Here is a 24,799-nt window from a genome sequence, read left to right as displayed (position 1 = left end):
GGTTGTCGGTATGTCAGTACGGTTGTTCTCCCCGTAACACTGCCACGCTCCTTCTCATTCCGAGACACCCGGTCCGATCCGCGAGACGATTTCGTCCCAGTAGCCGGGCAGCGAGTGGAATGGCGCGGTTTGTCCCGGACCCCCCGGACGGTCGGTGAAGAAGATCGTCCCGGCGCCCTGCCAGCGCGCGATCCGCAGGGCCTCCTCCAGGTGGGTGCGCGGAACGCCGTGCACGAGGTGGACGAACTTCGCCTCCGGGTACTCGGCCGTCCACTCCGCCACCTGCGACCAGCGGTAGTCCGCCCAGCCACCCGAGAAGGTCACCAGCTGGTCGGCGGTCTCCGCGTACCCCGGATGGGGATGCGTGCCGTGGCCGAGGACGAGGTGGGCCTCGCCGCCGAGGACCGCCTCCAGGGTCGCCGTCACCCGCCGCACCCCGGCAAGGTCCGCCCGGTCCGCGGGGCAGCGGTCCAGATAGAAGCCGTCGACCTTGTACCAGTCGGTGAACCGGTGGGCGTCCGAGACCAGCTCCCCGAAGGACCGGGAGCCGTACGCCGCGTCCAGGTGCCCGAGGACCCTCACCCCGGCGTTACGGAGCTTCCCCGCCGCCTCCAGACAGTGCGGGTCGGGGCGGCTGCCCGGCCCCTCCGCCACATTGAGCACCGCCCAGTGCAGCGGGGCCCCGGGCCGGGTCAGCTCGCCCCACTCCACCGGGGCGAGCAGCGGATGGGCGTAGCCGGGCACGCCCACCCCGAGCGCCTGGACCGCCCCCGTCGCCGTCAGATGCGACACGCCGCCTCCATCCAGATGTCGGCGAGGGACTCCTCCAGATTGATCCGGGGCCGCCAGCCGAGCCGGTCGCGGGCGGTCCGGACGTCGGCCTGCTGCCACGGGCCGCAGCCGTCGGGGTACGGGTAGGGCGCGGCCGCGAGCTGGTCGGCGATGGTCCCCTCGGTGCGGGGGGCGCCGATCATCGGGCGCTGCGACAGGCCGTGCGGGGCGTCCAGCTCGTGCAGGTTGCCGGAGTAGCCCGCGACCCTCGCCAGGACGGCGGCGGCGTCCCGGAGCCGCACCGCACGGCCGGTGCCGATGTTGACGACGCCCTGGGCGGCGGAGAGCGAGGCCGCGTGGACGGCCCGCGCCACGTCGCGCACGTCGACGAAGTCCCGCTGCACGCCGAGGCCGCTGAGCTTCAGCTCACCGTCCCCCGCCTGCATGGCCCGCCGCATGGCCTCGGCGAGCCGGCCGAGCGGCGAACCGGCCGGGGTGCCGGGGCCCACGGGTGAGAACACCCGGAGCACGACGGCGTCGAGCCCCGAGCCGAGGACGAGTTCGGTCGCCGCGAGCTTCGACACCCCGTACGGGCCGCCGGGGCGGGGCACGGCGTCCTCGGCGGTGGACGAGCCGGGCTGGCTCGGCCCGTACTCCGAGGCGCAGCCGACCTGGACGAGCCGGGCGCCGCAGCCGCTGCGCCGCAGCGCTTCGCAGACGGTGGCGACGGCGACGGTGTTGTGGCGGGTCAGGTCGCGGGCGCCGCCGCGGGTGGCGCCCGCGCAGTTCACGACGACGCCCGGGTGGACGGCGTCGAGGAAGCGGGTCAGCGCGCCCGGACTGCCGGAGGCGAGGTCGAAGCGCACGTCGGCGTCGTCGCCCCGGCCGAGCGCGGTGAGGTGGACCGCCGGGTCGGCGAGCAGCCGGTCAGCGACGAAGCGTCCGATGAAGCCGTTGGCTCCGAGCAGTAGCACCCTCATCGTGCGGCCCCTTCGTGCCGACCGGCCGTTCCTTGGGGTTGCGGGGTCATGGTCTTCGGTCTCCTAGCGAGGTGATGAGAGAGGTGACGGGACGCGCCCGCGGCGTCGGCTCCGCGGGAGCGGGCGGGGTTCCTGACGGCAGGCTCGGCGGGGTGGGGGTCACGCTGGTCGCCGGGCCTCCGACGGGGTTCGTGGCGGGTTCTCACGGGGTGGCATGGGCCGAGGCCCGGGCGAGGGAGCCGGTCGCGTGGGCCAGCAGGCCCAGCGCGGCGGCGCCGCAGACGAGGGTGGGCACGGCCCCGGGGCCCCAGGCGCCGACGAGGGCGCGCACGGGGGCGGCGAGGACGTCGAGACCGGGGAGGGGGACGCGGGCGGCGAGGACGCTCGCGAGGGCGAGTGCCTCGCCGGCACTGGCGGCGGCGAGGGCGGCGGTGGCCGTCCCGGGGTGGCCGTGGACGGTGAGGAGCCGGGCGAGCAGCAGGAGCGCGCCGAGCGCCAGGGCCCCGGCGCTGAAGCCGGTGAGGACGAGCAGTCCGGTGAGGGCGAGGAGCTGGAGGGTCACGGTGCCGAGGAGCAGCGGCCGGGTCCCGGCGGCGAAGTCGGCGAGTCCGCGGCTGTCGGCGATCCGGCGGCGCGCGCGGTCGGCGAAGAGCCGGGCGCACCAGGCGGTGGGGGCGACGGCGAGGGCGAGGCCGAGGAGGGGGCCGGGGGTCAGGTCCCAGGGGCCGTCGGGTCCGCCGCCGAGCACCTGGGTGAGGAGCCCGTCCCCGCAGACCGCGTACGCCAGGAGCCAGAGGGTCCAGAGCCGGGCGGCGGGCACGGTCGCGCCGTCGGGGGCGCGGAAGGGGCCGCGCCGGACGGCGAGGACGAGTGCGGCGGCGAGCAGCAGGGCGCCGGTCGCGCCGATGGCGAGCCGCACGGGGCCGTGGGTGACGGCGAGTCCGATGCCGGTGAGCGCGGCGGCGGCGCCGGGGGTGAGGACGGCGAGCACCCAGGCGTCGGTGTCCCGGCGGGGGGCGGCGGGGGGCGCGGCGGTCCCGGTGCCGCGGGGCACGCGCGCGTACAGCTCTTCGGCGAGGGCGAACACGTCCCGGTGCCGGAAGCGGGCGGCGGTCCGGTCGGTGAACCCCTGGGCTTCGAGCCCGGCGGCGATCTCCAGCGGGTCGACGGCCCGCTCGCAGAGCTCCCGGTGCCGGTGCATGAGCACCTTGACGGGATCGGCATGACCGCGCCGGGCCCGGGGGGCGGCGGAGGGGGCGTCGGGGCGCGAACCGGCGGGCGCGTGCGGTCCGGTGGGCGTACGAGGCCCGGTGGCCGGGGCCGGCCCGGTGGTCGTGGACGTACCGGCGGCCGCGGGCCGCTCCCCGTCCGCGGTCGGCCGGACCGGCGGGGTGTCGGCGGGACGGGGGAGCGTCTCGGCGGCCTCCCCCGGGGCCGGGGCTATCCCGGGGGTGAGGGCGGGGGCGCCGAGGAGCGCCTCGGAGCGGGCGTCCCAGGCTCCGGGGCTCGTCGGGGCGGCGGAGCCGCGCATGGGGGTGTCTCCTTCAGGCATCGGGGGCTCCCGTCCCGGCGCTCACGGCCTTGTGCGCCCAGCTGCCGGGCACGTGCGACTCGGCGGGGTGGGCGAAGGGCACGCCGTCCCCCGGGCGGTGGCGCACCGGTGCGTGGGAGAGGAGTTCCAGGTAGATGCCGCGGAACGCGGCGAGGTTCTGTTCGACGGTGAAGAGTTCGAGCGCGCGGGCCCGGGCGGCCGCGCCCAGCCGGTAGCGGCGCTCGGGGTCGCGGAGCAGGGCGAGGCAGGCGTCGGCGAGCGCCCGGGGGTTGCGCGGGGGGACGACGAGGCCGGTGCCGCCGATGATCTCGACGACCGCGCCGACGTCGGTCGAGACGGTGGCCCGCGCGCAGAACATCGCTTCGACGAGGCTCGCGGGGAAGCCCTCGACGATGCTGGAGAGGACGACGACCGCGCCGGAGGCGTAGGCGTCCTCCAGGGTGGGGGCCTCGGGCCCGCCGAGCTCCTCGAAGCAGACGGGGTTCTCGCCGACGGCGTGGGCCCCGGCGGCCTCGTCGGGGAACAGCTGGGCGGCGAGCCCCTTGCAGTGCGCGAGGTACGCGCCGGCGCCCGGGTCCGCGGTGGGCACGGCGACGATCCTCAGCCGGGTGTCGGGCTGCCGGGCCCGGATCTCGGCGAAGGCGTGCAGCAGGGCGATGAGGTCCTTGGCGGGTTCGACCCGGCCGACCCAGATCAGGGTGGCGGGGTCGCCGCTCTCCTCGTCCTCGCCGACCTCGGCGAAGCGGTCGGCCGCCATGCCGGGGTGGACGGTGCGGATGCGGGCCCGGTCGGCGCCGCACTTCTCCTGCCAGCGGCGGGCGTGGGCGTTGCCGGGGGTGAGGAGCGCGGCCTGCCGGTAGGTCTCGGCGGCGAGCCGGCCGTGGAGGGCGGCGAGGAGGGTGCGCAGGGGGGTGGAGCGGTCGGCGGCGGTCGAGAGGTAGTGGGAGCGGAGCTGGACGCCGTACTCGGTGACGAGCAGCGGGGTGCCGAAGAAGCGTTTGGCCAGCAGGCCGGGGAGCGCGGTGGTTCCGCCGGCGGCGGCGTGGCAGAGGTCGGCGGCGCCGAGTGCATCCTCCTCGTACCAGTCGAGGGAGAGGGGGCGCAGGGTGCGCTCCAGGTGGTCGGCGAAGGCGAGGTGGTCGGGGAGCCCGGCGTCGGCGGCGCCCCGGCGCGCGCCGGGCGCCCGGCAGGCGGCTTCGAGGGTGCGGACGGCGTCGTCGGAGCGGAGCGCGCCGGGCAGTCCGCCGCGCTCGCGGGCGAGTTCGGCGAGGGCGTAGAGCCCTTCGGCGAAGGCGTCCGTGGGGTCCGGGGCCGGGCTCGCGGTGTCGGGTCCGGCGCTCGTGGGGGCGTCCTCGGCGCACAGTCCGACGGCCAGCCGGTGGAAGGCTTCGGTGAAGCGGCGGCGGTCGCGTCGGCCGTAGGCGCGGCGGGCGGTGCGGTGGTCGCCGAAGGCGGTGCGTTCGAGGAGGGTCCGTGCCGGGCCGGTGTCGGGGCCACTGAGGCCGTCCCGGCCGGCGGTGCGGGCGACGCGGGCGTTCGGCGGGAGCGGTCGCGGGGTGCCGGTCCCGGCGAGGGTGTACAGGTCGAACTGGTGCTGGCCGAGGCCGTGGACGAGCCGCTCGCACCAGAGTCCGGTCTCACCGGTCGCGTACGGGTAGCCACCCTCCGTGAGCAGTCCGATCCGCATGAGTGCACCCCCGATCTCCCTTGACGACGGCCACCGTTGGTCCGGCGACTCGCAGCGGGAAGAACGTAAGCGGAGATACCGGTGGCGCGATGGACGGTTGTCCGTCGCACCACCGGAAGGGGTGAATGCACGTAACTTTCCCACCCCGGTCGCGTTCTGTCGCGGTACGGGGCGGGACGGTCACACAGGGTCAGGCGACGGCCAGTTCCTGGCGTCCTTCCCGGCGCTCCGCCGCCCGGACCGCCCGCCGCTCGGCCGCCAGGGCCGGGTCGAGCGAGGGGACGGCGGCGAGCAGCTGCCGGGTGTACGGGTCGCGGGGCGCGCCGTACACCTCGGCGACGGTGCCCTGCTCGACGATCCGGCCCGCGCGCATGACGGCGACCCGGTCGCTGACCTGCCGGACGACGGCGAGGTCGTGGGCGATGAAGACGAGCCCGAGGCCGAGTTCCGCCTGGAGTTCGGCGAGCAGGGCGGTCACCTGGGCCTGGGTGGTGACGTCGAGCGCCGAGACGGGTTCGTCGCAGACGACGATCCGGGGGTCGGCGGCGAGCGCGCGGGCGATGCCGACGCGCTGGCGCTGCCCGCCGCTGAACTCGTGCGGGTAGGCCTCGTGACGGTCGGGGTCGAGTCCGACGCGGTCGAGCAGCTCCCGCACCCGGCTCCGTATCCGGGTCTCGTCGCGTTCGCCCGCCACGCGCAGCGGGTCGGCGATCGACGCGCCGATCGAGCGGCGCGGGTTGAGGGAGGCGACCGGGTCCTGGAAGACCATCTGGAGTTCGCGCCGGTACGGGCGCAGCTCGCGGTCGGTCAGGGTGCCGATCTCCCTTCCCTGGTAGCGGAGTTGGCCGCCGGTCGGGTCGAGGAGCCGGACCAGCATCCGGCCGAGGGTGGTCTTGCCGCTGCCGGACTCCCCGACCAGGCCGAGGGTCTCCCCTGCGTGGACGGTGAGCGAGGCGCCCTCGACGGCGGTCAGCGAGTTCCTGCCGCGCCCGAACTCCCGCCGCAGGTCACGGACTTCGAGCAGCGGCTCGCCCTTCGGCCGGCTGCTCGGCGCGGCCTCCCGCACGGGACCGTCGAGCCGGGGCACCGCCGCGAGCAGCCGCCGGGTGTACGGCTCCGCCGGCGCGCCCAGCACCTCGCCCACGGGGCCGCGTTCGACCTCTCGGCCGCCCTGCATGACCAGCACCTCGTCGACGCTCTCGGCGGCGACGCCCACGTCGTGGGTGACGAGCAGCAGGGCCGTGCCCGACTCGCGCCGCAACTCGTGGAGCAGATCCAGGATCTGGGCCTGCACGGTGACGTCGAGGGCGGTGGTCGGTTCGTCGGCGACGAGCAGCCGGGGCTCACAGGCGAGGGCCATGGCGAGCAGGGCCCGCTGCCGCATGCCGCCGCTGAACTCGTGCGGGCGGGAACGGGTCCGGCGGGCCGCGTCCGGGATGCCGACCCGGTCCAGGACCTCGACCGCGCGGGCGCGGGCGGCGCGCCGCGACCCTCCGGCGTGGACCCGGTACACCTCGGCGATCTGGTCACCGACGGCGTAGTAGGGGTCGAGGGCGGACAGCGGGTCCTGGAAGACCATGGCGGCGACGCCGCCGCGCAGCCGCCGCAGTTCGCCCGGCCCCGCGGTGGCGACGTCGATGCCACCGACCCGGACGGTGCCGCCGACCTTCGCGCCCGTCCCCCGGTGGAGGCCGAGGAGGGCGGCGGCGACGGTGGACTTGCCGCTGCCGGACTCGCCGACGAGGGCGAGGGCCCGGCCCTCGCCGAGGGTGAAGGAGAGGCCGTCCACGGCCCGTACGGGATCGCCGGACCGGGCGAACTCGACGGTGAGGTCGGTCACTTCGACGATCGGGGTCACGTCAGGACCACCCTTCGGTCGGCGGCCGCGTACAGCAGGTCCGCGAGGACGTTGGCGAGGACGACGAACGTGCCCGTCACCATGACCACGCCCACCACCACGGGCAGGTCGATCGCCTTCACCCCGTCGATGAGGGTCTTGCCGAGCCCGGGGATCCCGAAGAGGGACTCGGTGAGGACGGCCCCGCCGAACATCGAGCCGAGGTCGACGGCGCTGATCGCGATGACCGGCGGGACGGCGCCGCGCAGCGCGTGGCGGGTGACGACGGACCGCTCCCCCACGCCGTAGGCGCGGAAGGTGCGGATGTGGTCCTCGGCGAGGGTCTCCAGGGTGGCGCTCCGGGTGAGCCGGGCGTACTTGGCGGATTCGAAGAGTCCGAGGGTGAGCCAGGGAAGGAGCAGGTTCCAGCCCCACTGCTCGGGGTTCTCGCCGAACGGCACGTAGCTGGGGAAGGGCAGCCACTGGAGGTAGGCGCAGACGGCCATGAGGAGCAGCAGTCCGAGGATGAAGACGGGGGTGCCGCTCCCGGCGAGGGTGAGCAGGGTGAGGATCCGCTCGGTGGGGCCGCCCCGGCGGAGCGCGGAGAGGAGTCCGGTGCCGACGCCGACGACCAGCCAGACGACCAGCGCGCCGACGACGAGGGACGCGGTGGCGGGGAGCCGTTCCAGGACGAGCTGGGTGACCTGCTGGTCGCTCTGGTACGAGAGCCCGAGGCAGGGCGCGTCGCAGTGCACGAGGGAGACGCCGGTGGAGTAGTCGCGGCCGACGAAGACGCCCTGGAGGAAGTGCAGGTACTGGACGAACATGGTGTCGTTCAGACCGAGTTGCTCACGCACCTGGGCGATCTGCTGCGGGTTGCAGCGCTCGCCGCAGGCGAGCCGCGCGGGGTCGCCGGGCGCCAGGTAGAAGAGCGAGTACACGAGGACCGAGAGGGCCAGCAGGACGAGCACGGCACCCGCGAGCCGCTTGAGGACGAAGCGGGTCATCAGGAGGCCTCCTTGCGGGTGCCCACGCGCAGGCGGCTCGCCTCGCGCGGGTCGAGGGCCGTGCGGACCGCGTCGCCGAGGACGGTGAAGGCGAGCACGGTGACGAAGAGCAGTCCGGCGGGCAGCAGGACGTACGCGGGATCGGCCCGGAACCAGGTCTGCGCGGTCGACAGCATCTGCCCCCAGGACGGGGTGGGCGGGGTGACGCCGACCCCGAGGAAGGACAGGGACGCCTCGACGACGATGTTGGTGGGGACGAGGATCGCCGCGTACGTGATGACGGGGGCGGCGAGGGACGGCAGGAGCTCGCGGCGGGCGGTCCGCCACGGCCCGGAGCCCGCGAGCCGGGAGGCCGCGACGAAGTCGAGGCTCTTCAGGGTGAGGGTCTGGGCGCGCACGATCCGGGAGGTGCCGGCCCAGCCGAGGAAGCCGATGACGAGGATCAGCAGCAGGGGCCGGGGGAAGGCGCGGGGGACGACGGCCGTCAGCGCGACGGCGAGGACGAGCATCGGCAGGGCGACGAGGACGTCGGTGATACGGCCGAGGACGCCGTCGATCCAGCGCCCGCCGAGTCCTGCGGCGAGTCCGACGAGGACGCCGATGAGGATCTGGACGGCGGTGGCGCCGACGGCGACGAGCAGGGAGATCCGGGCGCCGTAGAGGAGGCGGACGAACAGGTCGCGGCCGGTGCCGGGTTCGACGCCGAGCCAGTGGTCGGCGCTCGCGCCGCCGAAGGCGCCGTACGGGACGCCGCCGCGGGCCGAGTCGACGAGGTCGTCGTGGTACGTGTGGGCGTCCTGGCCCTCCAGGGCGGCGAACAGCGGCGCGCCGACGGCGAGGAGGACGAGCAGGAGGAGGACGGCAGCGGAGACGAGGGCGGCGGGGCGGGTGCGGAGCCGTCGCCACACCTGCCGGGCGGCGCCCGCGGCGGGGAGGCCCGCCACGGGCGCCGTCGTGTCGGTCAGAGCGGTCACTTGACGGAGACCTGCGAGATGTCGAGGACGCCGGTCCAGTCGCTGATGACGACGTTCTTGACGTTCTTGCCGACGAGCCGCTTGTAGACGGGGTGGAAGAGCGGCACGTCGAGCGCCTGCTCGCCGATCTTCTTGTCGAGGGCTCCCCAGCGGGCGGCGGCGGCCTTGAGGTCGGTCAGCTTGTTGATCTCGTCGATCTCCTTGTTGACCGCCGGGTCGTTCAGCTGCGCGTGGTTGTAGTTCGAGCCGTTGGTGACGATCTGCCGTCCGTCGAAGATCGGCGCGAGGAACGGGCCGCCGGCCGGCCAGTCGGCACCCCAGCGGGAGAGGAAGAAGCCGGGGGCGTCCTTGACGCTCCAGCGCTTCTCGTTGAAGGAGTTGGGCTGCTGGCCGTCGAGCTTGACGGTGATGCCGGCCTTGCCGAGCGCCTCCTGGACGGCGGTGGCGATCTCGGGGCTGGTGGCGCGGTTCTGGGCGGTGGAGTGGAGCAGGGTGATCGTGAGCCCGTTCGGGTGGCCGGCCTCCTTCAGGAGCTGCTTGGCCTTCTCCGGGTCGCCCGTCTTCCCGGCCGGGAAGTGGTCGTACGGCGTGAAGCCGAAGGCCTTCTGCTCGGGCAGGAAGGTGGTGGCGGGCTCGGCGAGCGCGGAACCGCCGGCGGCGTTGACGACGCTGGTGCGGTTGATCGCGTAGGAGATCGCCTGGCGGACCTTCGGGTTGTCGAAGGGCTTCACCTTGGGGTTGAAGGCGAGGTAGTTGGTGAAGCCGAAGTGGCCGGTGCCGACGCGGGCGGCGAGCGCCTTGTCGGAGCCGATCTGGGCGAGCTCGGCCGGGCCGAGGTTGGTGTCGGTGGTGATCGCGGAGGCGTCGGCCCCGGTGGAGGTGGCGAGGCGCTGGTTGATCACGGCCTCGTCGAGACCGGACCGGACGTCGATCTTGTCCGGGTAGGCCTTGCGCTCCTCGTCGGTCTTGGGGTCCCAGTGCTCGTTGCGCTCCAGGGTGAGGCGCTCGCCGTCGTTCTCGTTCGTGACGACCTTGTACGGGCCGGAGGAGACGGGGTGCTCCTCGTACTTCGCGCCGGTGTCCTTGGCCTTCGGGACCGGGGCGAACTGGGTCTGGGTGGCGACGAAGGGGAACTCGCCCTCGGGCTTCTTCAGCTTGAAGACGATGGTCCGGTCGTCGGGGGTGACGATGGACGCGAGTCCCTTCTTGTCCTTGTAGGGGCCCTGGTACGTGTCGCCGCCGACGAGCCAGTCACGCAGGTAGGGGGCGCCGCCGGAGAGTTCGGCGGCGAAGGAGCGCTCGATGCCGTACTTGATGTCGGCGCTGGTGATGGGCGTGCCGTCCTCGAACTTCAGCCCTTCCTTCAGGGTGTACGTCCACTCCGTGGCGTCCTTGTTGGGGCGGCCGGTGTCGGTGGCGAGGTCGGGGACGACCTGGGTGCCGGCGGTGCCCGCCTCGCGGTTGCGGGTGGTGAGCGTACGGAAGACGAGGGAGGGGACGTTGCCGCCGCCGGAGGTGTAGAGGCGGGCGGGGTCGAAGTCGGTCTGGGCCTCGGTGTTGAGGACGGTCAGCGTGCCGCCCTTCTGCGGGGCGCCCGCGGCCTTGCCCGAGGTGCCGCCCTTGGCGCCGGTGTCCTCGGGGCCCGCGCAGGCGGCGACGCCCAGGGTCAGGACGAGACTGACGGCGGTCACGGCCACGCGGCGCGGAACGACGGACGATTGACGCATCGGAGAAAACCTCTCGGAGAACTGCGGGTACGGGAAAAGGAATTCCACGCAGGCAGCGGCGAGTGGCGGCATCCGAAAGGAATGTCAGAGCACCGGAGAAAGAAAGGAAACGCCGCGCCTGCGGGGCGGGAACACCCGGGCGCGGAAGGCGTCGGCTATGCGGGAGAAGCGAAAGGCCGACGGGCGCTCGGATGCCCGTCAGCTACAGAGAACGTCGGCGACGGAATGTCCGGCCACGCCGATGAGCGCCAGCTCGAAGGCGGCGCGATCGGAGACGACGTGACGGTGCGACATGCCGAGAAATATGAACGAACGCCCGAACGATGTCAACGCGGCCCGCCCGTTCCTGAGACACCCGTCTCAGAATGTGAGCGAACGGTCATCGGGTCCGACGTCAACTGCCCGGATGCACCCAGGGGTTGGGACGGCACTTGATCCCGTCGATGTCCAGCGACTTCGTCTGCTGCTGCATCACCGGGGCGAGCGCACCCGGAGTGCGGCAGTTCACATGCCCGTGCCCGAGCCGGTGCCCGACCTCGTGATTGATGAGCATCTGGCGATACGCGAGCATCGCCTTGGGACCGAAGGTCTCCGAGCCCTGTGCCCAGCGGAAGGCGTTGATCATCACGCGGTTCGTGCTGGCCGAGTCGCAGGACACGTTGTCGATCGTGGTGTCGAGACCGGACTTCCGGCACCAGTCGCCGGTGGTGCCCGGGCTGGCGAGCGTGATGACGAACTGCGGGTCCCCGGTGGAAATGCGCTCGAAGGTCATCTCCCCCTTCCCCGCCCAACTCCGCGCGTCGTTCAGCGTCTTGAACACGGCCGTGGTGAACAGCTCCTGGTCGAGGCCTAGGCCGTCCTCCACGTCGATCCGGTAGCGGATCGTCTTCCCCTTGCCCGGCGCCTTCTGGAAGCCCGGCACGGCCTTGAAGGTCCCGGGCCCCTTCATCTTCGGGTCGATCGGGAACTGGTAGCCGATCAGCTCGTCGTACGTCGGCGGCGGCGGGAAGCCGCTGGGGGTCGCCGCCGGGCTCGGCGGGACGGGCCGCTCGTCGGAGCGGGAGGCGGAGGTGTCGTCCGAGGCACGCCCGTCCGGCTGCCCGGCGGCGCGGGCCGCGGACGGGGACTCCTCCTGCTCGGTGACCTGCCCGGTGACGACGACCGCGAGGACGGTGGCGACGGCGGCCGCCGCGACCCCGGTGAGGGTGCGGCCGAGACCGCCCCGGCCGGCCATCGGCTCCTCGTCCCCGGGGCCGCTCTCGCGGCGCTGACCGGGGATGAACGGCGCCTGCGCGGCGTCCGGCCCGGCCTCAGCGGCGCGGGGCGCGCCGTGCCGGGGTACGTACGGCCCGGGCCGGGCCGCGGTGCTCTCGTCGTGCTGCGGATGCCCGCCCCGCACGGGGGTCCGGTACACGGGCGTCCCGTGCGCCGGGGTGCCGGGGGTGGCGTGGGAACCGGTGTCATGCGCCCCACCGGCGTACCCGTACGCCGGAGTGCCGTGCGCGGGCGTCCCCTGCGTCGGGGTCCCGTACGCCGGGTTCCCGTACGCCGGGCTGCCGTGGGCCGGTGTGCCGGTCGGGTCGCCGGGCTGCCGTGGGCCCGTGCCGTCCGCGGTCCTGCGGCGGCGCCCGGTGCCCGGCGCGCGGCCGGCCGGTGCCCCGGGTGTCCCCGGTGATCCTGGTGTCCCCGCCCCCGGCGCCGGCGCCTGCGCCTGCGGAACCGCTGTCTGTTGCCCGGTGTCGCCCACCGAGGGCGCGGAGCCCTTGCGGCTATGTCGTCCCACGCCCCGGATCAGCTCCCGCCGTGATCGACGATCAGGTCCCGGGCGGCCTGGGCGACCGTCTCGGGGTACTCCATCATCGCCACGTGCCCCGCGTCGGGGAGGGTCAGCAGGCGCGAACCCCGGAACGTGGCGGCCGCCCGCCGGGCCATACGGTACGACACCAGCCGGTCGCGACCGCCGTAGACGAGCAGAGTGGGGGCGAGGACCCGTTCGGCCTGCCGCCACAGTCCGTGCTGGCCGCCGAGCGTGTACGCGTCGACGATGCCGCGCGAGGAACGGGCCATGGCGTCCCAGAAGTAGGGGAGCTCGAGGCGCCGCTCCATCTCTTCCACGGCGTGCCGAAGCCCCTCGTCGGTGACCCGGCCGGGGTCCCCGTAACAGAGGGCGAGGACGCCGCGGACCCGCTGCTCGGCCGTCCAGTCCTTGGTGAGCCTCGCGAAGGCCGAGGCGACGCCGGGCACCGCGAGCAGCACCGTGGGCCAGGTGGTCCGCTGGGCGCGCAGCTCGGGCAGTGCCGGCGAGATCAGGGTGAGGGTGCGGACCAGGTCGGGCCGGGCCGCGGCGACGCGGGTGGCGACGGCGCCGCCCAGCGAGTTGCCGAAGAGGTGCACCGGGCCGCGTCCCGCGGAGTCGAGGAGCCGGATGACGGCCCGGGCGTGCGCGATGATCGAGTAGTTGCCGTCGTCGGGCGGCGGCGAGTCGCCGAAGCCGGGCAGGTCGACCGCCTCGCCGTCGACGAGGTCCGCGAGCAGCGGCATCAGGGCGGACCAGTTCTGCGAGGACCCGCCGAGGCCGTGGACGTACAGCGCGGGCGGCAGTCCCGGCGTGTCGCCCGGCCGGGCCCGCACGGTGAGGCTGAGGCCGGGCAGGGACACGGAGCGGAGCTCCTCGCCGTCGGCGACCCGCACGGCGCGGGTGGCGCGCGAGGCGGCCGGTGCGGCGGCGCTCCGGGTTTCCGGCAGCTCGGTCGACGACATGGCCGCAATATTACGAGACGATCACGCGCGCGGACGTGTGGGTGCCGTCACAAGTGCGTGTGCGGCATGGCGCGGGTGCTCCTAGGCTCGGAGAGAGGGCCATCGGAGAGGACCGCGACCCGCGTGCCGGAAGGAACCGCATGACTGTCGATCCGACCGATCCGGACACATTCACCGAGGAAGAGGACGTCGTGCTGGACCAGGAAATCCCCGAGGCCGACGCTGCCGAGCAGCACACCGAACTGCAGCAACGCGAGGACGAGCCGGTCACCCACGTCGAACGCGACTCGGCGAACGAGGCCGACTCCTCCGAACAGGCGCGTGTGGTCACCCAGGACGAGGACGACTACCGCTGATTTGTTCGGTTCAATCGTGAATCGACTGTCGACCCGGGCGTCCGGTCCGTGAAATTCTGCGTTCGCACCGCGCACAGCCGGGTTACCCAAAAGTACGATGGCGGCGCGTGCGACAGCGCGCATGGATCGATTTTTGGGAGGCCGCGTGAGCGCCATCGAGCAGACAGAGGCAGCACGCCCTCGGGGCACGCGCCTGCCGCGACGTGCCCGACGGAACCAGCTGCTCGGCGCGGCCCAGGAGGTCTTCGTCGCCCAGGGGTACCACTCCGCCGCGATGGACGACATCGCCGAGCGGGCGGGCGTCAGCAAGCCGGTGCTCTACCAGCACTTCCCCGGGAAGCTCGAGCTGTACCTGGCCCTGCTCGACCAGCACTGCGAGTCGCTCCTCCTCGCCGTGCGGACGGCCCTGGCCTCCACCACGGACAACAAGCTGCGCGTCGCGGCCACCATGGACGCCTATTTCGCGTACGTCGAGGACGAGGGCGGCGCCTTCCGGCTGGTCTTCGAGTCCGATCTGACGAACGAGCCGGCCGTGCGCGAGCGCGTCGACCGGGTGAGCCTGCAGTGCGCCGAGGCCATCTCGGACGTCATCGCCGAGGACACCGGCCTGTCCAAGGACGAGTCGATGCTGCTCGCCGTGGGGCTCGGCGGCGTGTCCCAGGTCGTCGCCCGCTACTGGCTGTCCAGCGAGTCGGCCATTCCGCGCGACAAGGCCGTCGGGCTGCTGACCTCGCTCGCCTGGCGCGGTATCGCCGGTTTCCCGCTGCACGCGGTGGACGGACAGCTGAGCGCCGAGGGTCACTGAGCATTCCCGTGGGCTGTTCGCTCCTGGCGTGCGGCCGCTGAGCTTTGCGCGTCCCCTCACCGGGCTAATGTGTGCAGCGTACGGCGCGGTATTCGCGCACAGCTGACCGTTCGGAGGGACATAGCCGTGGAGGTCAAGATCGGCGTGCAGCACGCACCCCGGGAGATCGTTCTGGAGAGCGGGCAGTCCGCCGAGGAGGTGGAGCGCGCCGTGGCCGACGCGCTGGCCGGCAAGGCGCAGCTGCTCAGCCTCTCGGACGAGAAGGGCCGCAAGGTTCTGATCCCGGCCGAGAAGATCGCGTACGTGGAGCTCGGCGAGCCCGCCGTTCGCCGCGTGGGTTTCGGCGCGCTCTGAGCCCAGGATCTGTGGGAAGGGCCCGGTGGACCGGCACGGTCCACCGGGCCTTTCGTATGTCCGTATGGCCACGTCAGGGCGTACGGGAGGATTGCGTTCCGGAGCGCTGGGGTAGGAGGGGTTCGACCGCACCACCCGCCCCGCACCCCCCGCGAGGTGATCCGCCGTGTTCCTGGAAGTCCTCGGTTCGGCCCTGCTCGGTTTCGCCCTGGCGTGGGCAGCCGCACACCGGCTCCCCGACCGCCTCCCCCTTCGGGTGATCGTCCTCGCCACCGGCACGCTCGGCGGGGTGTTCGGCGCGCTCGTCACCCACGGGGCCCTCGGCCCCGGTCACTTCCTCGCCACCCTGATCGGTGCGGTGGCGGTGGCGGCGGTGCTGCTCTCGCTGCTGATCCGGCCCTCCTCGCGGCGGCTGCGACGATCAGCGACGGTGTGAGCGACACCGCCCCCCGTTCCGTACGACGGAGTCGGTACGACCTCAGGCGGCCAGGCCCAGCGCGGCCATCCGCTTGGTGTGCGCCTCGGTGATCCGGGAGAACATCCGGCCCACCTCCGCGAGGTCGAAGCCGTCCGCGACGCCGCCGACCAGCATGGTCGAGAGCGCGTCGCGCTCGGCGACCACGCGCTGGGCCTGCGAGAGCGCCTCACCCATCAGACGACGCGCCCAGAGCGCGAGCCGGCCGCCGACCCGCGGGTCGGCGTCGATCGCCGCGCGGACCTTCTCCACGGCGAAGTTGCCGTGGCCGGTGTCGTCGAGCACGGAGAGGACGAGTCCGCGCGTGTCGGAGTCGAGGCGGGCCGCGACCTCCCGGTAGAAGTCGCTGGCGATCGAGTCGCCGACGTACGCCTTGACCAGGCCCTCCAGCCAGTCCGACGGCGCGGTCTGGCGGTGGAAGTCGTCGAGCGCCTTCGCGAAGGGCTCCATGGCCGCGGTCGGCTCGGCGTCCACGGCGGTGAGCCGGTCGCGCAGCTGCTCGAAGTGGTGGAACTCGGCCGAGGCCATCTTCGCCAGCTCCGCCTTGTCCGCGAGGGTCGGCGCCAGCTTGGCGTCCTCGGCGAGCCGCTCGAAGGCCGCGAGCTCTCCGTAGGCGAGGGCGCCGAGGAGGTCGATCACGGCGGCGCGGTACTGCGGCTCGGCGGAAGCCGTCGCCCAGTCCTTGGCGGCGATCCCGGTGGGTGTGGCGTTGTCAGGCGTCTCCATGGAGCGCACAATAGCCCGCCCGCGCGGCGGGGGAAGGCGCTGGTCAGTCAGTGTGACCGTGCCCTCATCACCATTTCTCCCAACACACATGCGCGATTCCGGGGTACAGTGGTAAGGCGCCTGCTGAGTATGCGGACATGCTTTCGCACGTTCGGACGTGTTCGGTGGGCCGACTCATGAATGAGGATGCCCGGTCGGTGGCCCGATCGGCTCCGGCCCGACAGCCCTTCCGGCGGACCCGCGGAAGGGTCACCCTCAGCGGTACGACGCTCGAGCGACGGCAGTGGTCCCGCGCCACCCGGCAGCGATCTTCCCGATCGCCCGGAAGTTCCCGGCACGGTACGACCCCCTTCGTTCGCCTCGCACCGCGTCTCACAGAAGAGGCAGCACCCTGACTACGACTTTCCGAGAACTCGGAATCCTTCCCGAGACGGCCGAGGCCCTGGAGGCCGTCGGCATCGTCAACCCCTTCCCCATCCAGGAGATGACCCTTCCGGTCGCCCTCTCCGGCACCGACGTCATCGGCCAGGCCAAGACCGGCACGGGCAAGACCCTCGGTTTCGGCCTCCCCATCCTGGAGCGCGTCACCGTCCCCACGGACGTCGAGGCCGGCCGGGCGAAGCCCGAGCAGCTGACCGACGCCCCGCAGGCGCTCGTCGTCGTCCCCACCCGCGAGCTGTGCCAGCAGGTCACCAACGACCTGCTCACCGCCGGCAAGGTGCGGAACGTGCGGGTGCTCGCCATCTACGGCGGCCGTGCGTACGAGCCCCAGGTCGAGGCCCTGAAGAAGGGCGTCGACGTCATCGTCGGCACCCCCGGCCGCCTGCTCGACCTGGCCGGCCAGCGCAAGCTCGACCTGTCCCACGTCAAGGTCCTCGTCCTCGACGAGGCCGACGAGATGCTCGACCTGGGCTTCCTGCCCGACGTCGAGAAGATCATCAACATGCTTCCGGCGAAGCGTCAGACGATGCTGTTCTCGGCCACCATGCCGGGCGCGGTCATCGGCCTGGCCCGCCGCTACATGTCGCAGCCGACGCACATCCGCGCCACCTCGCCCGACGGCGAGGGCGCCACCGTCGCCAACATCAAGCAGCACGTCTACCGCGCGCACAACATGGACAAGCCGGAGATGGTCTCCCGCATCCTGCAGGCCAACGGCCGCGGGCTCGCGATGATCTTCTGCCGCACCAAGCGCACCGCCGCCGACATCGCCGAGCAGCTGGAGCGCCGCGGCTTCGCGTCCGGCGCGGTCCACGGCGACCTCGGCCAGGGCGCCCGCGAGCAGGCGCTGCGCGCCTTCCGCAACGGCAAGGTCGACGTGCTCGTCTGCACCGACGTCGCCGCCCGCGGCATCGACGTCGAGGGCGTCACCCACGTCATCAACTACCAGTCGCCCGAGGACGAGAAGACCTTCCTGCACCGCGTGGGCCGCACCGGCCGCGCGGGCAACAAGGGCACGGCCGTCACCCTGGTCGACTGGGACGACATCCCGCGCTGGCAGCTCATCAACAAGGCGCTCGAACTGGACTTCCACGAGCCGGTCGAGACGTACTCCTCGTCCCCGCACCTCTTCGAGGACCTGGACATCCCGGCGGGCACCAAGGGCATCCTGCCCCGCGCCGAGCGGACCCGTGCGGGTCTGGGCGCGGAGGAGCTGGAGGACCTGGGCGAGCCCGGCGGACGCCGTGCGCGCGGCCCGAAGGGCCACGACCGGACCGAGCGGACCGAGGAGCGCCCGGAGCGGACGCGGACCCCGCGTCAGCGCCGTCGCACCCGCGGCGGCAGCGACACCGACGCCCCCGCGTCGGCGGCCCCGGCCGTCGAGGCCGCGCCGGTGACGGACGAGGCCACGGCCGAGTCCGGTCCGCGCACCCCGCGCCGCCGCCGTCGCACCCGCGTCGGTGCCCCGGGCTCCGCGCCGGTGACCCAGGCGGTCAAGGCCGCCCCGGTCGCCGAGGCCGCACCGGTGGCTCCGGCCGCCCGTGTCGCGGTCGAGGAGGCTCCGGCCGCCCGTGTCGTGGCCGAGGCCCCCGCCGCCCGTGTCGCGGTCGAGACCGCTCCGGCGCCCGTCGCCGCCGCGGCCGTCACCGAGGCCCCGATCGCCGAGCAGCCGAAGGCCCCGCGCCGTCGCAGCCGTACGGCCGCCCGTCCGGAGGCCGTGAAGGCCACGCCCGCCGCCCCGGCCCCGGTGGCGCAGGAGCTCGCTCCCGCGCCGCGCCGTCGCCGCCCCCGGGTGACCCGGCCGGTCGAGGACACCGTGTCGTTCCAGACGGTCGAGACCGCCGCGGCCGCCCTGCGGGCCGCCGCTCCGGTCGCCGAGGCCGCTCCGGCGCCGGTCGCCGAGGCCCCGGTCGAGCCGAAGAAGACCACCCGTCGCCGTACGGCCAGGAAGGCCGCCGCGGAGCCGGTCGCCGAGACCGCCGAGGTCACCGTCGCCGCCCCGGTCGCCGAGGTCCCCGCCGCCGCTGCGGTGGCCGTCGAGGCCGTCGCGCCCGTCGCCGAGGCTCCGGCCGCGGTCACGGCGGAGGTCCCCGCGCCGCGTCGCCGCCGGGTCGTGCGCAAGGCGGCCGGTTCGCCGGTCACCGCCGCGCCGGTCGTCGAGGCGATCGTCGAGCCGGCGCCCGCGCCGGTCGTCGAGGAGGAGCCGAAGAAGCCCGCGCGTCGCCGGGTGGTCCGGAAGGCTGCCGGTTCGCCGGCCTCCGCGACCTCCGCCGAGCCGGTCATCATCACGGTCCCGGTCACCAAGGCCGCCCCGGTCGCCGAGGCCGCTCCGGCCCCGGTCGCCGAGGCCCCCGTCGCCGAGGCCCCGGTCGAGGAGCCCAAGAAGGCCCCCCGTCGCCGTACGGCCAAGAAGGCCGTCGCGGAGCCGGTGGCCGAGACCGCCGAGGCTCCCGCCGCCGAGGAGGCCCCCAAGGCCCCCCGTCGCCGCGCGGCCAAGAAGACGGTGACCGCCGAGGCGCCCGACGCATCGGAGCCCAAGGCGCCGACCCGTCGCCGTACGACGAAGAAGGCCGCCGCGGCGGCGGTCGCCGAGGCCGCCGAGGCCGAGGCCCCGAAGGCCCCGCGCCGCCGCACCACCAAGAAGGCGGCGGCCCAGCCCGAGGGCTGATCCCGTCCGTCCTCGTGACCGCGGCCCGGCCCCTCCCCAGGGGCCGGGCCGCGGTCGTGTGCCGTCCCCGGACGGTTACAGTCCAGACATGAGCAAGCCCCGGTCCCTCGTCCTCCCGCCCGGCACCCGCGCCCGCCGCCTCGTCACGGCGCGGGGCGACTTCGCCGTCCTGGACACCGAGCCCCGGGGCCCGCGGCGCGGAACGGTGCTGCTGCTGCCCGGGTACACCGGCAGCAAGGAGGACTTCCTGGCCGTGCTGGGGCCGCTCGGCGAGGCCGGATACCGGGCCGTGGCCGTCGACGGACGCGGTCAGTACGAGTCCCCCGGCCCCCGGGGCCGGGCCGCCTACCGCCGCAAGGCGCTCGCGCTCGACGCGGTGGCCCAGGCCGCGGCCCTCGGCGACGGTCCCGTCCATCTGCTCGGCCACTCGTTCGGCGGCCTGGTGGCGCGCGCCGCGGCCTCGCTCGCCCCGGCCGCCTTCACGTCGCTCACCCTGCTCTCCTCGGGCCCCGGCCGGGTCGCCCGGCCGCAGCGGATCCGCGTGCGGGTGCTGCGCGTCGCGCTCGCGTTCCTGCCGAAGGACCGGGTGTGGCAGGCGATGTGCTGGCTGGACAGCCGGGGCGAGGAGCCGGACACGGATGACGCCCCGGAGCTCGCGGGCTTCCTGCGGCGGCGCTGGACGCGCACCCGGATCGCCCAACTGGCCGGGGCGGGGCGGCTGTTGCTCAGCCGTCAGGACGGTACGGCGGAGCTGGCCGCGCTGCGGATGCCGCTGCACATCGCGTACGGGGCGGACGAGATGGTCTGGCCGACGGCGGCCCTCGCGGCGGCGGCCGCCCGCACCGGCGCGCACCACACGGTGGTGGCGGGGGCCGGCCACTCCCCCAACGTGTCGCACCCGCGCGAGCTGACGGACCGGCTCACCGGCTTCTGGGAGCGGACGACCGCGCCCGCCGACGTCCCGACGAGGCCCTGAGGGCGACCGGCCGGTCCCCTCAGAACTGCGCCTTGACGTGCTGCCAGAAGCCGTCCCGCAGGGCGCGCCGGAGCGCGGCGTGGCCGCGCAGGGAGCGGCTGAGGAGCCGTTCCGCCTCGACGAGCAGGTCCTGGTCGACGGGGCCCGGCAGATAGGGCGCACCCGGCAGGAGCTCGGCGAGCCGGTCGCGGCCGCGTTCACCGAGCCAGGTCGCGGCGATCTGGGCGCCGACGAACCGCACCTCCTCGCGGGAGGGCGGCGGCTCGCCCTCGTTCTCGTACGTGGTGACGGGGCGGCGGGTGACGTACGGGCGGCAGAAGTCGAGCTCGAAGGTGCGCTGGCTGTCGACCTCCCAGAGGAGCGCCTCGGCCTGGTTGCGCCCCTCGGCGGCCTCGATGCCCCAGAGGTGGACGCGGGCGCCGTAGCCCTGGGCGGCCTCGACGGCGGAGACCAGGTCCTCGTCGCCGCCGACGAGGGCGGCGTCGCTGATGGCGCGGTGACGGGCGAGGGACTCCAGGTCGGTGCGGATCAGGGAGTCGACGCCCTTCTGCTGGTTGTTGGCGTTGAGGTTGCCGAGCCTGACCTTGACGTCGGGCAGCTCGGCGATGGCCTGCTGCTCGGGGGTGTGGATGCGGCGTCTGGCCCCGTCGTACCAGTAGACGCGGAGCAGCCTGCTGTCCGCGAAGATCGTCCGGGCCTTGTCGATGAAGGCCTCGATGAGCCCCTCGGCGTCGAGGTCGAAGGACCGGCGGTCCTCGGTGCCCGCCACCAGCAACCCGGCCGCAGCATGGACGTAACCCGCGTCGACGAAGATGGCATGGGTGGAGGGCGTCCTGGCGACCTCGGCCAGCATCCGCTGGAGGAGCTCGTTGGTGCGCTCCAGGCGCCCGTCCAGGGCGCGCAGGCGGGCGTCGGTCTCGGTCACCTGGGGTGTGTCTGCGTCGTTCATACGGGGCTCATTGTCCGCCGCCCCGGGGCCCGCCGCCACACCCTCTACCCGCCAGTAGTTAGTCATCCGAAAATTTTCCTTAGCGTAAGGAATGTTTGCAGGATGCATGTCGTTGGACCCGTATGTAACGCAGTTCTCCAGCTGGAGGATCAACTCAGACGAAGGGAGAAGCCTGTGCGCTTCGAAATCCTGCGACTCGACGACATCGACGGCACGCCCGTCGACCGGACCGTCGTGGACGCCGCCTCCGTCAACCGGATCGTGCAGCAGGCCGCCTCGATCGGCCAGCGCATCTGGATCCGCCCCGCCGAGACCTCGGCCTCGTAACAGGTCAGGTCCACACCACGCACCGCGCCCCCGCACGGACTTCGCAGCAGCGGAATCCGTACGGGGGCGCAGTGGTGTCCGGGGGCGCCGCCCCCGGCCCGTCAGGCGTTCTGGATGACCTGGGTGACACCGTTGATGATCTGCTGCACCGCGATGGCGGAGAGCATCATGCCGGCGAGCCGGGTCACCAGGACCACGCCGCCGTCCTTGATGACCCGGATGATCAGCAGCGAGTACCGCATGGTCAGCCAGAGCACGACGTGCATGGCGACGATGGCGGCCCAGACGGAGACCTGGGCGGAGGCGCCGTCGGCGTTCTGCACGGCGAGGATGACCGAGACGATCGCACCGGGCCCGGCGAGCAGCGGCATGCCGAGCGGGACCAGGGCGACGTTGACGTCCTTGGTCTGCTTGGGCTCGTCGGTCTTGCCGGTGAGCAGGTCGAGCGCGATGAGCAGCAGCAGGAGACCGCCCGCGATCATCAGCGCGGGGACGGAGACGTGCAGGTAGTCCAGGATCTGCTGGCCGAGCAGACCGAAGACGGTGATGACGCCGAAGGCCACGGCGACGGCCTGCCAGGCCATCCGGCGCTGCACCTTGGCCGCGCGGCCGGAGGTGAGGGCGAGGAAGATCGGGGTGATCCCGGGGGGATCCATGATCACGAAGAGGGTCAGGAACAGCGAGCCGAAGACGGCGACGTCGAACACAGGGGTGCCTTGCGGGAGAGGTCGAACGGTGGGGTGTGGCCCGGCACGAACGGAACGTGGGATTCCGAAGCGAGGGCAGGAGGAGCGCCGCCCCGCGCACGACGCACGGCCGTACGGAGGGGGGACCAGGAAGAGGAAGCCACGGCGGTTGGTGCGGGGCGCGACGGCCGGAAGACCCGAACCGACGGGGCCGGGCGGACCGGCCGAACCGGTGCGACCGGCGGACCGACCAGACCGACCCGGCCGGGCGGACCGACCAGGCTGACCGAACCGGCGCGGCCGGCGGACCGGCCGAACCGAGCGGCGGGACTGGCCGACCGAGTCGGCCGACCGGCCGTATCGGCCGCATCGGTCCGGAGGCTGCTCCGGCGGACGGACCCCGACGGACGGGCTCCGGCGGACGGACCCCGGCCAACGAGCTCCGGCGGACGGACTCCGGCGTCCGGACCCCGACCAACGGGCTCAGACGGACGGCTCCGGGGAGTCCGTCCGGCGGCGCGGGCCCCGGTGGTGGCTAGGTGGCGGCCGGTCCGCCGGCGCCGGGGACCGGGAAGGCCCCCGCGGCACGACGGGTGATCTCGCCGTAGATCTCGGGGTCGGTCGTGTAGTCGCCGAGGCGGCAGGTCTTGCGGCTGCCGTGGTAGTCGCTGGAGCCCGTGGTCAGCAGACCGAGCTCCTTCGCGAGCCCGCGCAGCCGCGCGCGCGTCGCCTCGTCGTGGTCCATGTGGTCGACCTCGATGCCGTCGAGTCCGGCCTCGGCGAGCCGGGCTATCGAGGCCTCGGGCAGCACCTGGCCGCGCTTGACGGCGAGCGGGTGGGCGAAGACGGTGACCCCGCCGGCCGCCTTGACCAGGCGGATGGCGTCGACCGGGTCGAGCTCGTGCTTCTCGACGTACGCCCGGCCACCGTCGGCCAGCCACTCGGGCGTGAACGCCCCGGACACGTCCGGTACGACTCCGAGCTCGACGAGCGCCTCGGCGACGTGCGGGCGGCCCACGGAGCCGTCCCCGGCGATCCGGGCGACCTGCTCCCAGGTGACGGGCACGCCGAGCTCCTGGAGCTTGCCGACCATCGCCCGGGCGCGCGGCACCCGGTCGTCGCGGACGAGTTCGCGCTCGGCGAGGAGCGCGGGCTCCTCGGGGTCGAAGAGGTACGCGAGCATGTGCAGTCCAATGCCGTCGACCCGGCAGGAGAGTTCGGCCCCGGTGACGAGGGTCAGTCCCTCGGGCAGCGCCTCGATCGCCTCGGCGTGGCCGCGGGTGGTGTCGTGGTCCGTCAGGGCGACGACGTCGAGTCCGGCGGCGGCCGCGTTGCGGACGAGCTCGGCCGGGGAGTCCGTGCCGTCGGAGGCCGTGGAGTGGGTGTGCAGATCGATGCGCACGACGCGGTACTCCAGGAACTCGGCACGGACGAGGGGACGCTCCAGCATAACGGGCGAATCGAACACGCACGTACGAAAGAACCCGGCGCCGGCCGGCCGAACCGGGCCCCCGTATCCACCCGCGGCAGACGGACCGGGCGCGGTCCGACCCAACCGGGTCGACGGAGGCCCGCGGTCCGGTCCCGCCGCCTCAGCCCAGCAGTCTCGGGGTCAGTGCCCCGCACGGCAGTAGTTCGACCTCGGCGCCCGCGTCCCGCAGGTCCGTCAGGACCAGTTCGTCGTACATGAGGAGTCCGGACTGCTCGGGCCAGACGATCGCCCACAGCCAGAGACCACGGGCCTCCCCCGCGAAGACCGCGCGGTCCTCCGGGGTGCCGTTGACGTGCCAGAGCGGGGTGGGCCGTCCGGCGGCGAGCACCTTCGTCGCCGCGGGCCTCTCCATGGCCATGCCCGGGCCGGGGTCGGGGCCGTCGATGCCCGCGTACCGCGCACCGAGCCCGACGCCGAGCTCCTCGGCGACCAGGAGCAGTTCGCCGATGCCGCCGAGCGGTCCGGGGCCCGAGCAGGCGACGGCGGTCGCACGTCCGCCGCTGCGGTCGTCACCCGCGTACGAGACGCCGGTGAAGAGCCAGCCGACGGGCAGCGGCCACGGCATCCACACCGGCACGTGGGACCGGTGCACCACGACGCCGAGGCCCTCGACGCTGGGCGGGATCACGGGCTGGAGCGGGTGTACCGCGCCGTGCACGTCGCACTGCCAGGAGTCGGCGAAGAGCCCGGGCGCCCTGACCCGGCCACCACACCTCGGACAACTGGGTTCGCCCCTCATAGGGCTCAACGGTCCTACCCCCGGGCCCCCGCGTCAAGGACGATCACCGACGATCACCCGTCCGGCCCGTGCCGTTCACCCCACGCCGCCCCACGCCGCCCCACGCGGCCCGTGGGCCGCTCCTCGGCGCCGTCGCGCGTCACGCGGGGGGCGGCGGTTTGCGGTGGCGGAGCCGGGCAACACGCATTCCATGAGAGGCATCGGCTCCGTCATAAGAACCGTGGCCCACGTCCTCGTGGGCATCCTGGTCGTGTGGATCGCCCTGGACCTGCTCGACGCCAACCGGGCGAACACCGTCGTCGACGTGTTCCACAGCGCCGCCGACTGGCTCGCGGGCTGGTCGATCGGACTGTTCGACGTCGCGAGCCACACCGGTCAGGTACTGCTCGACTACGGCATCCCCGCCGTCGTCTACGTGGTGATCGCCAACGTCATCGCCGGCCGGACCGCCGCGCGGGCCTGACCGCCACCCGGACCGCTGCCCCGGACCGCCGCTGCCCCGGACCTGAT

24 protein-coding genes are annotated in these 24,799 nt (G+C 73.8%); 8 read left to right on the top strand and 16 right to left on the bottom strand.

Translation table 11 applies throughout. The features are described from left to right. Positions 1-54: 54 nt before the first annotated feature. From DEJ43_RS24190 to DEJ43_RS24145, 11 genes are all read right to left on the bottom strand, one after another. Positions 55-792: a spherulation-specific family 4 protein gene (locus tag DEJ43_RS24190; RefSeq protein ID WP_015036013.1), complete on the bottom strand. Its 738-nt coding sequence runs from the start codon at positions 790-792 to the stop codon at positions 55-57. Further along, on the bottom strand, positions 780-1,751 hold the full coding sequence (locus tag DEJ43_RS24185; RefSeq protein ID WP_015036012.1) for an NAD-dependent epimerase/dehydratase family protein: 972 nt from the start codon (positions 1,749-1,751) through the stop codon (positions 780-782). Before DEJ43_RS24185 ends, DEJ43_RS24190 begins: the two co-directional genes overlap by 13 nt. Positions 1,752-1,953: 202 nt before the next feature. Continuing rightward, on the bottom strand, positions 1,954-3,282 hold the full coding sequence (locus DEJ43_RS24180; protein WP_015036011.1) for a hypothetical protein: 1,329 nt from the start codon (positions 3,280-3,282) through the stop codon (positions 1,954-1,956). Between the two features lie 13 nt (positions 3,283-3,295). Continuing rightward, positions 3,296-4,990, bottom strand: a complete 1,695-nt coding sequence (locus tag DEJ43_RS24175) for a glycosyltransferase (protein ID WP_015036010.1) — start codon at positions 4,988-4,990, stop codon at positions 3,296-3,298. Positions 4,991-5,180: 190 nt separating this feature from the next. Then, positions 5,181-6,848: a dipeptide ABC transporter ATP-binding protein gene (locus DEJ43_RS24170; RefSeq protein ID WP_015036009.1), complete on the bottom strand. Its 1,668-nt coding sequence runs from the start codon at positions 6,846-6,848 to the stop codon at positions 5,181-5,183. After that, the gene (locus tag DEJ43_RS24165) at positions 6,845-7,834 is read right to left on the bottom strand and encodes an ABC transporter permease (RefSeq protein ID WP_015036008.1); all 990 of its coding nucleotides are present in this window, start codon (positions 7,832-7,834) and stop codon (positions 6,845-6,847) included. Before DEJ43_RS24165 ends, DEJ43_RS24170 begins: the two co-directional genes overlap by 4 nt. Next, entirely contained in the window at positions 7,834-8,808 is a 975-nt protein-coding gene (locus DEJ43_RS24160; protein ID WP_015036007.1) for an ABC transporter permease, read from the bottom strand. Before DEJ43_RS24160 ends, DEJ43_RS24165 begins: the two co-directional genes overlap by 1 nt. Further along, positions 8,805-10,535 (bottom strand): ABC transporter substrate-binding protein, encoded by a 1,731-nt coding sequence (locus DEJ43_RS24155; RefSeq protein WP_015036006.1) that lies wholly within the window; start codon positions 10,533-10,535, stop codon positions 8,805-8,807. Before DEJ43_RS24155 ends, DEJ43_RS24160 begins: the two co-directional genes overlap by 4 nt. Positions 10,536-10,733: 198 nt before the next feature. Next, positions 10,734-10,829 carry an Ms4533A family Cys-rich leader peptide gene (locus DEJ43_RS38700; protein ID WP_317851059.1) on the bottom strand — a complete coding sequence of 32 codons (96 nt, stop codon included), beginning with the start codon at positions 10,827-10,829 and terminating at the stop codon, positions 10,734-10,736. Positions 10,830-10,929: 100 nt separating this feature from the next. Next, on the bottom strand, positions 10,930-12,318 hold the full coding sequence (locus DEJ43_RS24150; protein ID WP_015036005.1) for a DUF3152 domain-containing protein: 1,389 nt from the start codon (positions 12,316-12,318) through the stop codon (positions 10,930-10,932). Positions 12,319-12,326: 8 nt separating this feature from the next. Continuing rightward, on the bottom strand, positions 12,327-13,295 hold the full coding sequence (locus DEJ43_RS24145; protein ID WP_041662848.1) for an alpha/beta fold hydrolase: 969 nt from the start codon (positions 13,293-13,295) through the stop codon (positions 12,327-12,329). Between the two features lie 140 nt (positions 13,296-13,435). Between DEJ43_RS24145 and DEJ43_RS24140 the strand changes: the two genes are divergently transcribed. The 4 genes from DEJ43_RS24140 (at position 13,436) to DEJ43_RS24125 (ending at position 15,246) form a co-directional block, all read left to right on the top strand. Further along, positions 13,436-13,651, top strand: coding sequence for a hypothetical protein (locus DEJ43_RS24140; RefSeq protein WP_041662846.1), 216 nt, complete (start codon positions 13,436-13,438; stop codon positions 13,649-13,651). Positions 13,652-13,796: 145 nt separating this feature from the next. Further along, entirely contained in the window at positions 13,797-14,456 is a 660-nt protein-coding gene (locus DEJ43_RS24135; protein WP_015036002.1) for a TetR/AcrR family transcriptional regulator, read from the top strand. 126 nt (positions 14,457-14,582) lie between these two features. Then, a complete protein-coding gene (locus DEJ43_RS24130) occupies positions 14,583-14,810 on the top strand; it encodes a DUF3107 domain-containing protein (protein WP_015036001.1) in 228 nt (75 codons plus the stop codon). Positions 14,811-14,976: 166 nt separating this feature from the next. Next, positions 14,977-15,246, top strand: coding sequence for a hypothetical protein (locus tag DEJ43_RS24125; protein ID WP_015036000.1), 270 nt, complete (start codon positions 14,977-14,979; stop codon positions 15,244-15,246). A 42-nt stretch (positions 15,247-15,288) separates the two neighbouring features. On the opposite strand, the gene DEJ43_RS24120 is transcribed toward DEJ43_RS24125, so the two are convergent. Further along, the gene (locus DEJ43_RS24120) at positions 15,289-16,011 is read right to left on the bottom strand and encodes a ferritin-like fold-containing protein (RefSeq protein ID WP_015035999.1); all 723 of its coding nucleotides are present in this window, start codon (positions 16,009-16,011) and stop codon (positions 15,289-15,291) included. 484 nt (positions 16,012-16,495) lie between these two features. On the opposite strand from DEJ43_RS24120, the gene DEJ43_RS24115 reads away from it, so the two are divergent. Both DEJ43_RS24115 and DEJ43_RS24110 read left to right on the top strand, forming a co-directional pair. Further along, on the top strand, positions 16,496-19,120 hold the full coding sequence (locus tag DEJ43_RS24115) for a DEAD/DEAH box helicase (protein ID WP_015035998.1): 2,625 nt from the start codon (positions 16,496-16,498) through the stop codon (positions 19,118-19,120). A gap of 88 nt (positions 19,121-19,208) precedes the next feature. After that, positions 19,209-20,096, top strand: coding sequence for an alpha/beta fold hydrolase (locus tag DEJ43_RS24110; RefSeq protein ID WP_041662845.1), 888 nt, complete (start codon positions 19,209-19,211; stop codon positions 20,094-20,096). A gap of 19 nt (positions 20,097-20,115) precedes the next feature. On the opposite strand, the gene DEJ43_RS24105 is transcribed toward DEJ43_RS24110, so the two are convergent. Further along, positions 20,116-21,045, bottom strand: a complete 930-nt coding sequence (locus DEJ43_RS24105) for an NYN domain-containing protein (RefSeq protein ID WP_041662844.1) — start codon at positions 21,043-21,045, stop codon at positions 20,116-20,118. Between the two features lie 174 nt (positions 21,046-21,219). Between DEJ43_RS24105 and DEJ43_RS24100 the strand changes: the two genes are divergently transcribed. Next, complete coding sequence (locus DEJ43_RS24100) at positions 21,220-21,372, top strand: hypothetical protein (protein WP_086024648.1); 153 nt, start codon at positions 21,220-21,222, stop codon at positions 21,370-21,372. A 101-nt stretch (positions 21,373-21,473) separates the two neighbouring features. Here DEJ43_RS24100 and DEJ43_RS24095 read toward each other — a convergent pair whose 3' ends face one another. The 3 genes from DEJ43_RS24095 to DEJ43_RS24085 form a co-directional block, all read right to left on the bottom strand. Further along, on the bottom strand, positions 21,474-22,079 hold the full coding sequence (locus DEJ43_RS24095; protein WP_015035994.1) for a MarC family protein: 606 nt from the start codon (positions 22,077-22,079) through the stop codon (positions 21,474-21,476). A 514-nt stretch (positions 22,080-22,593) separates the two neighbouring features. After that, positions 22,594-23,460, bottom strand: coding sequence for a PHP domain-containing protein (locus tag DEJ43_RS24090; RefSeq protein WP_041664167.1), 867 nt, complete (start codon positions 23,458-23,460; stop codon positions 22,594-22,596). Positions 23,461-23,650: 190 nt separating this feature from the next. Next, positions 23,651-24,289, bottom strand: a complete 639-nt coding sequence (locus tag DEJ43_RS24085) for a DUF6758 family protein (RefSeq protein WP_015035992.1) — start codon at positions 24,287-24,289, stop codon at positions 23,651-23,653. Between the two features lie 220 nt (positions 24,290-24,509). On the opposite strand from DEJ43_RS24085, the gene DEJ43_RS24080 reads away from it, so the two are divergent. Then, positions 24,510-24,752 carry a hypothetical protein gene (locus tag DEJ43_RS24080; RefSeq protein WP_223831089.1) on the top strand — a complete coding sequence of 81 codons (243 nt, stop codon included), beginning with the start codon at positions 24,510-24,512 and terminating at the stop codon, positions 24,750-24,752. Positions 24,753-24,799: the final 47 nt, after the last annotated feature.

Source organism: Streptomyces venezuelae ATCC 10712, assembly GCF_008639165.1.
In the GTDB taxonomy this organism is placed as follows: domain Bacteria; phylum Actinomycetota; class Actinomycetes; order Streptomycetales; family Streptomycetaceae; genus Streptomyces; species Streptomyces venezuelae.
The sequence above is the reverse complement of the archived record's forward strand: the minus strand, read 5'-3'. Positions and strand labels throughout refer to the sequence as shown.

Bases quoted from the DNA above. Each gene is read 5' to 3' on its own strand.
- DEJ43_RS24185 (WP_015036012.1), bottom strand. From the start codon at position 1,751: ATGAGGGTGCTACTGCTCGGAGCCAACGGCTTCATCGGACGCTTCGTC.
- DEJ43_RS24180 (WP_015036011.1), bottom strand. From the start codon at position 3,282: ATGCGCGGCTCCGCCGCCCCGACGAGCCCCGGAGCCTGGGACGCCCGC.
- DEJ43_RS24175 (WP_015036010.1), bottom strand. From the start codon at position 4,990: ATGCGGATCGGACTGCTCACGGAGGGTGGCTACCCGTACGCGACCGGT.
- DEJ43_RS24165 (WP_015036008.1), bottom strand. From the start codon at position 7,834: ATGACCCGCTTCGTCCTCAAGCGGCTCGCGGGTGCCGTGCTCGTCCTG.
- DEJ43_RS24155 (WP_015036006.1), bottom strand. From the start codon at position 10,535: ATGCGTCAATCGTCCGTCGTTCCGCGCCGCGTGGCCGTGACCGCCGTC.
- DEJ43_RS38700 (WP_317851059.1), bottom strand. From the start codon at position 10,829: ATGTCGCACCGTCACGTCGTCTCCGATCGCGCCGCCTTCGAGCTGGCG.
- DEJ43_RS24145 (WP_041662848.1), bottom strand. From the start codon at position 13,295: ATGTCGTCGACCGAGCTGCCGGAAACCCGGAGCGCCGCCGCACCGGCC.
- DEJ43_RS24140 (WP_041662846.1), top strand. From the start codon at position 13,436: ATGACTGTCGATCCGACCGATCCGGACACATTCACCGAGGAAGAGGAC.
- DEJ43_RS24120 (WP_015035999.1), bottom strand. From the start codon at position 16,011: ATGGAGACGCCTGACAACGCCACACCCACCGGGATCGCCGCCAAGGAC.
- DEJ43_RS24115 (WP_015035998.1), top strand. From the start codon at position 16,496: ATGACCCTTCCGGTCGCCCTCTCCGGCACCGACGTCATCGGCCAGGCC.
- DEJ43_RS24110 (WP_041662845.1), top strand. From the start codon at position 19,209: ATGAGCAAGCCCCGGTCCCTCGTCCTCCCGCCCGGCACCCGCGCCCGC.
- DEJ43_RS24105 (WP_041662844.1), bottom strand. From the start codon at position 21,045: ATGAACGACGCAGACACACCCCAGGTGACCGAGACCGACGCCCGCCTG.
- DEJ43_RS24085 (WP_015035992.1), bottom strand. From the start codon at position 24,289: ATGAGGGGCGAACCCAGTTGTCCGAGGTGTGGTGGCCGGGTCAGGGCG.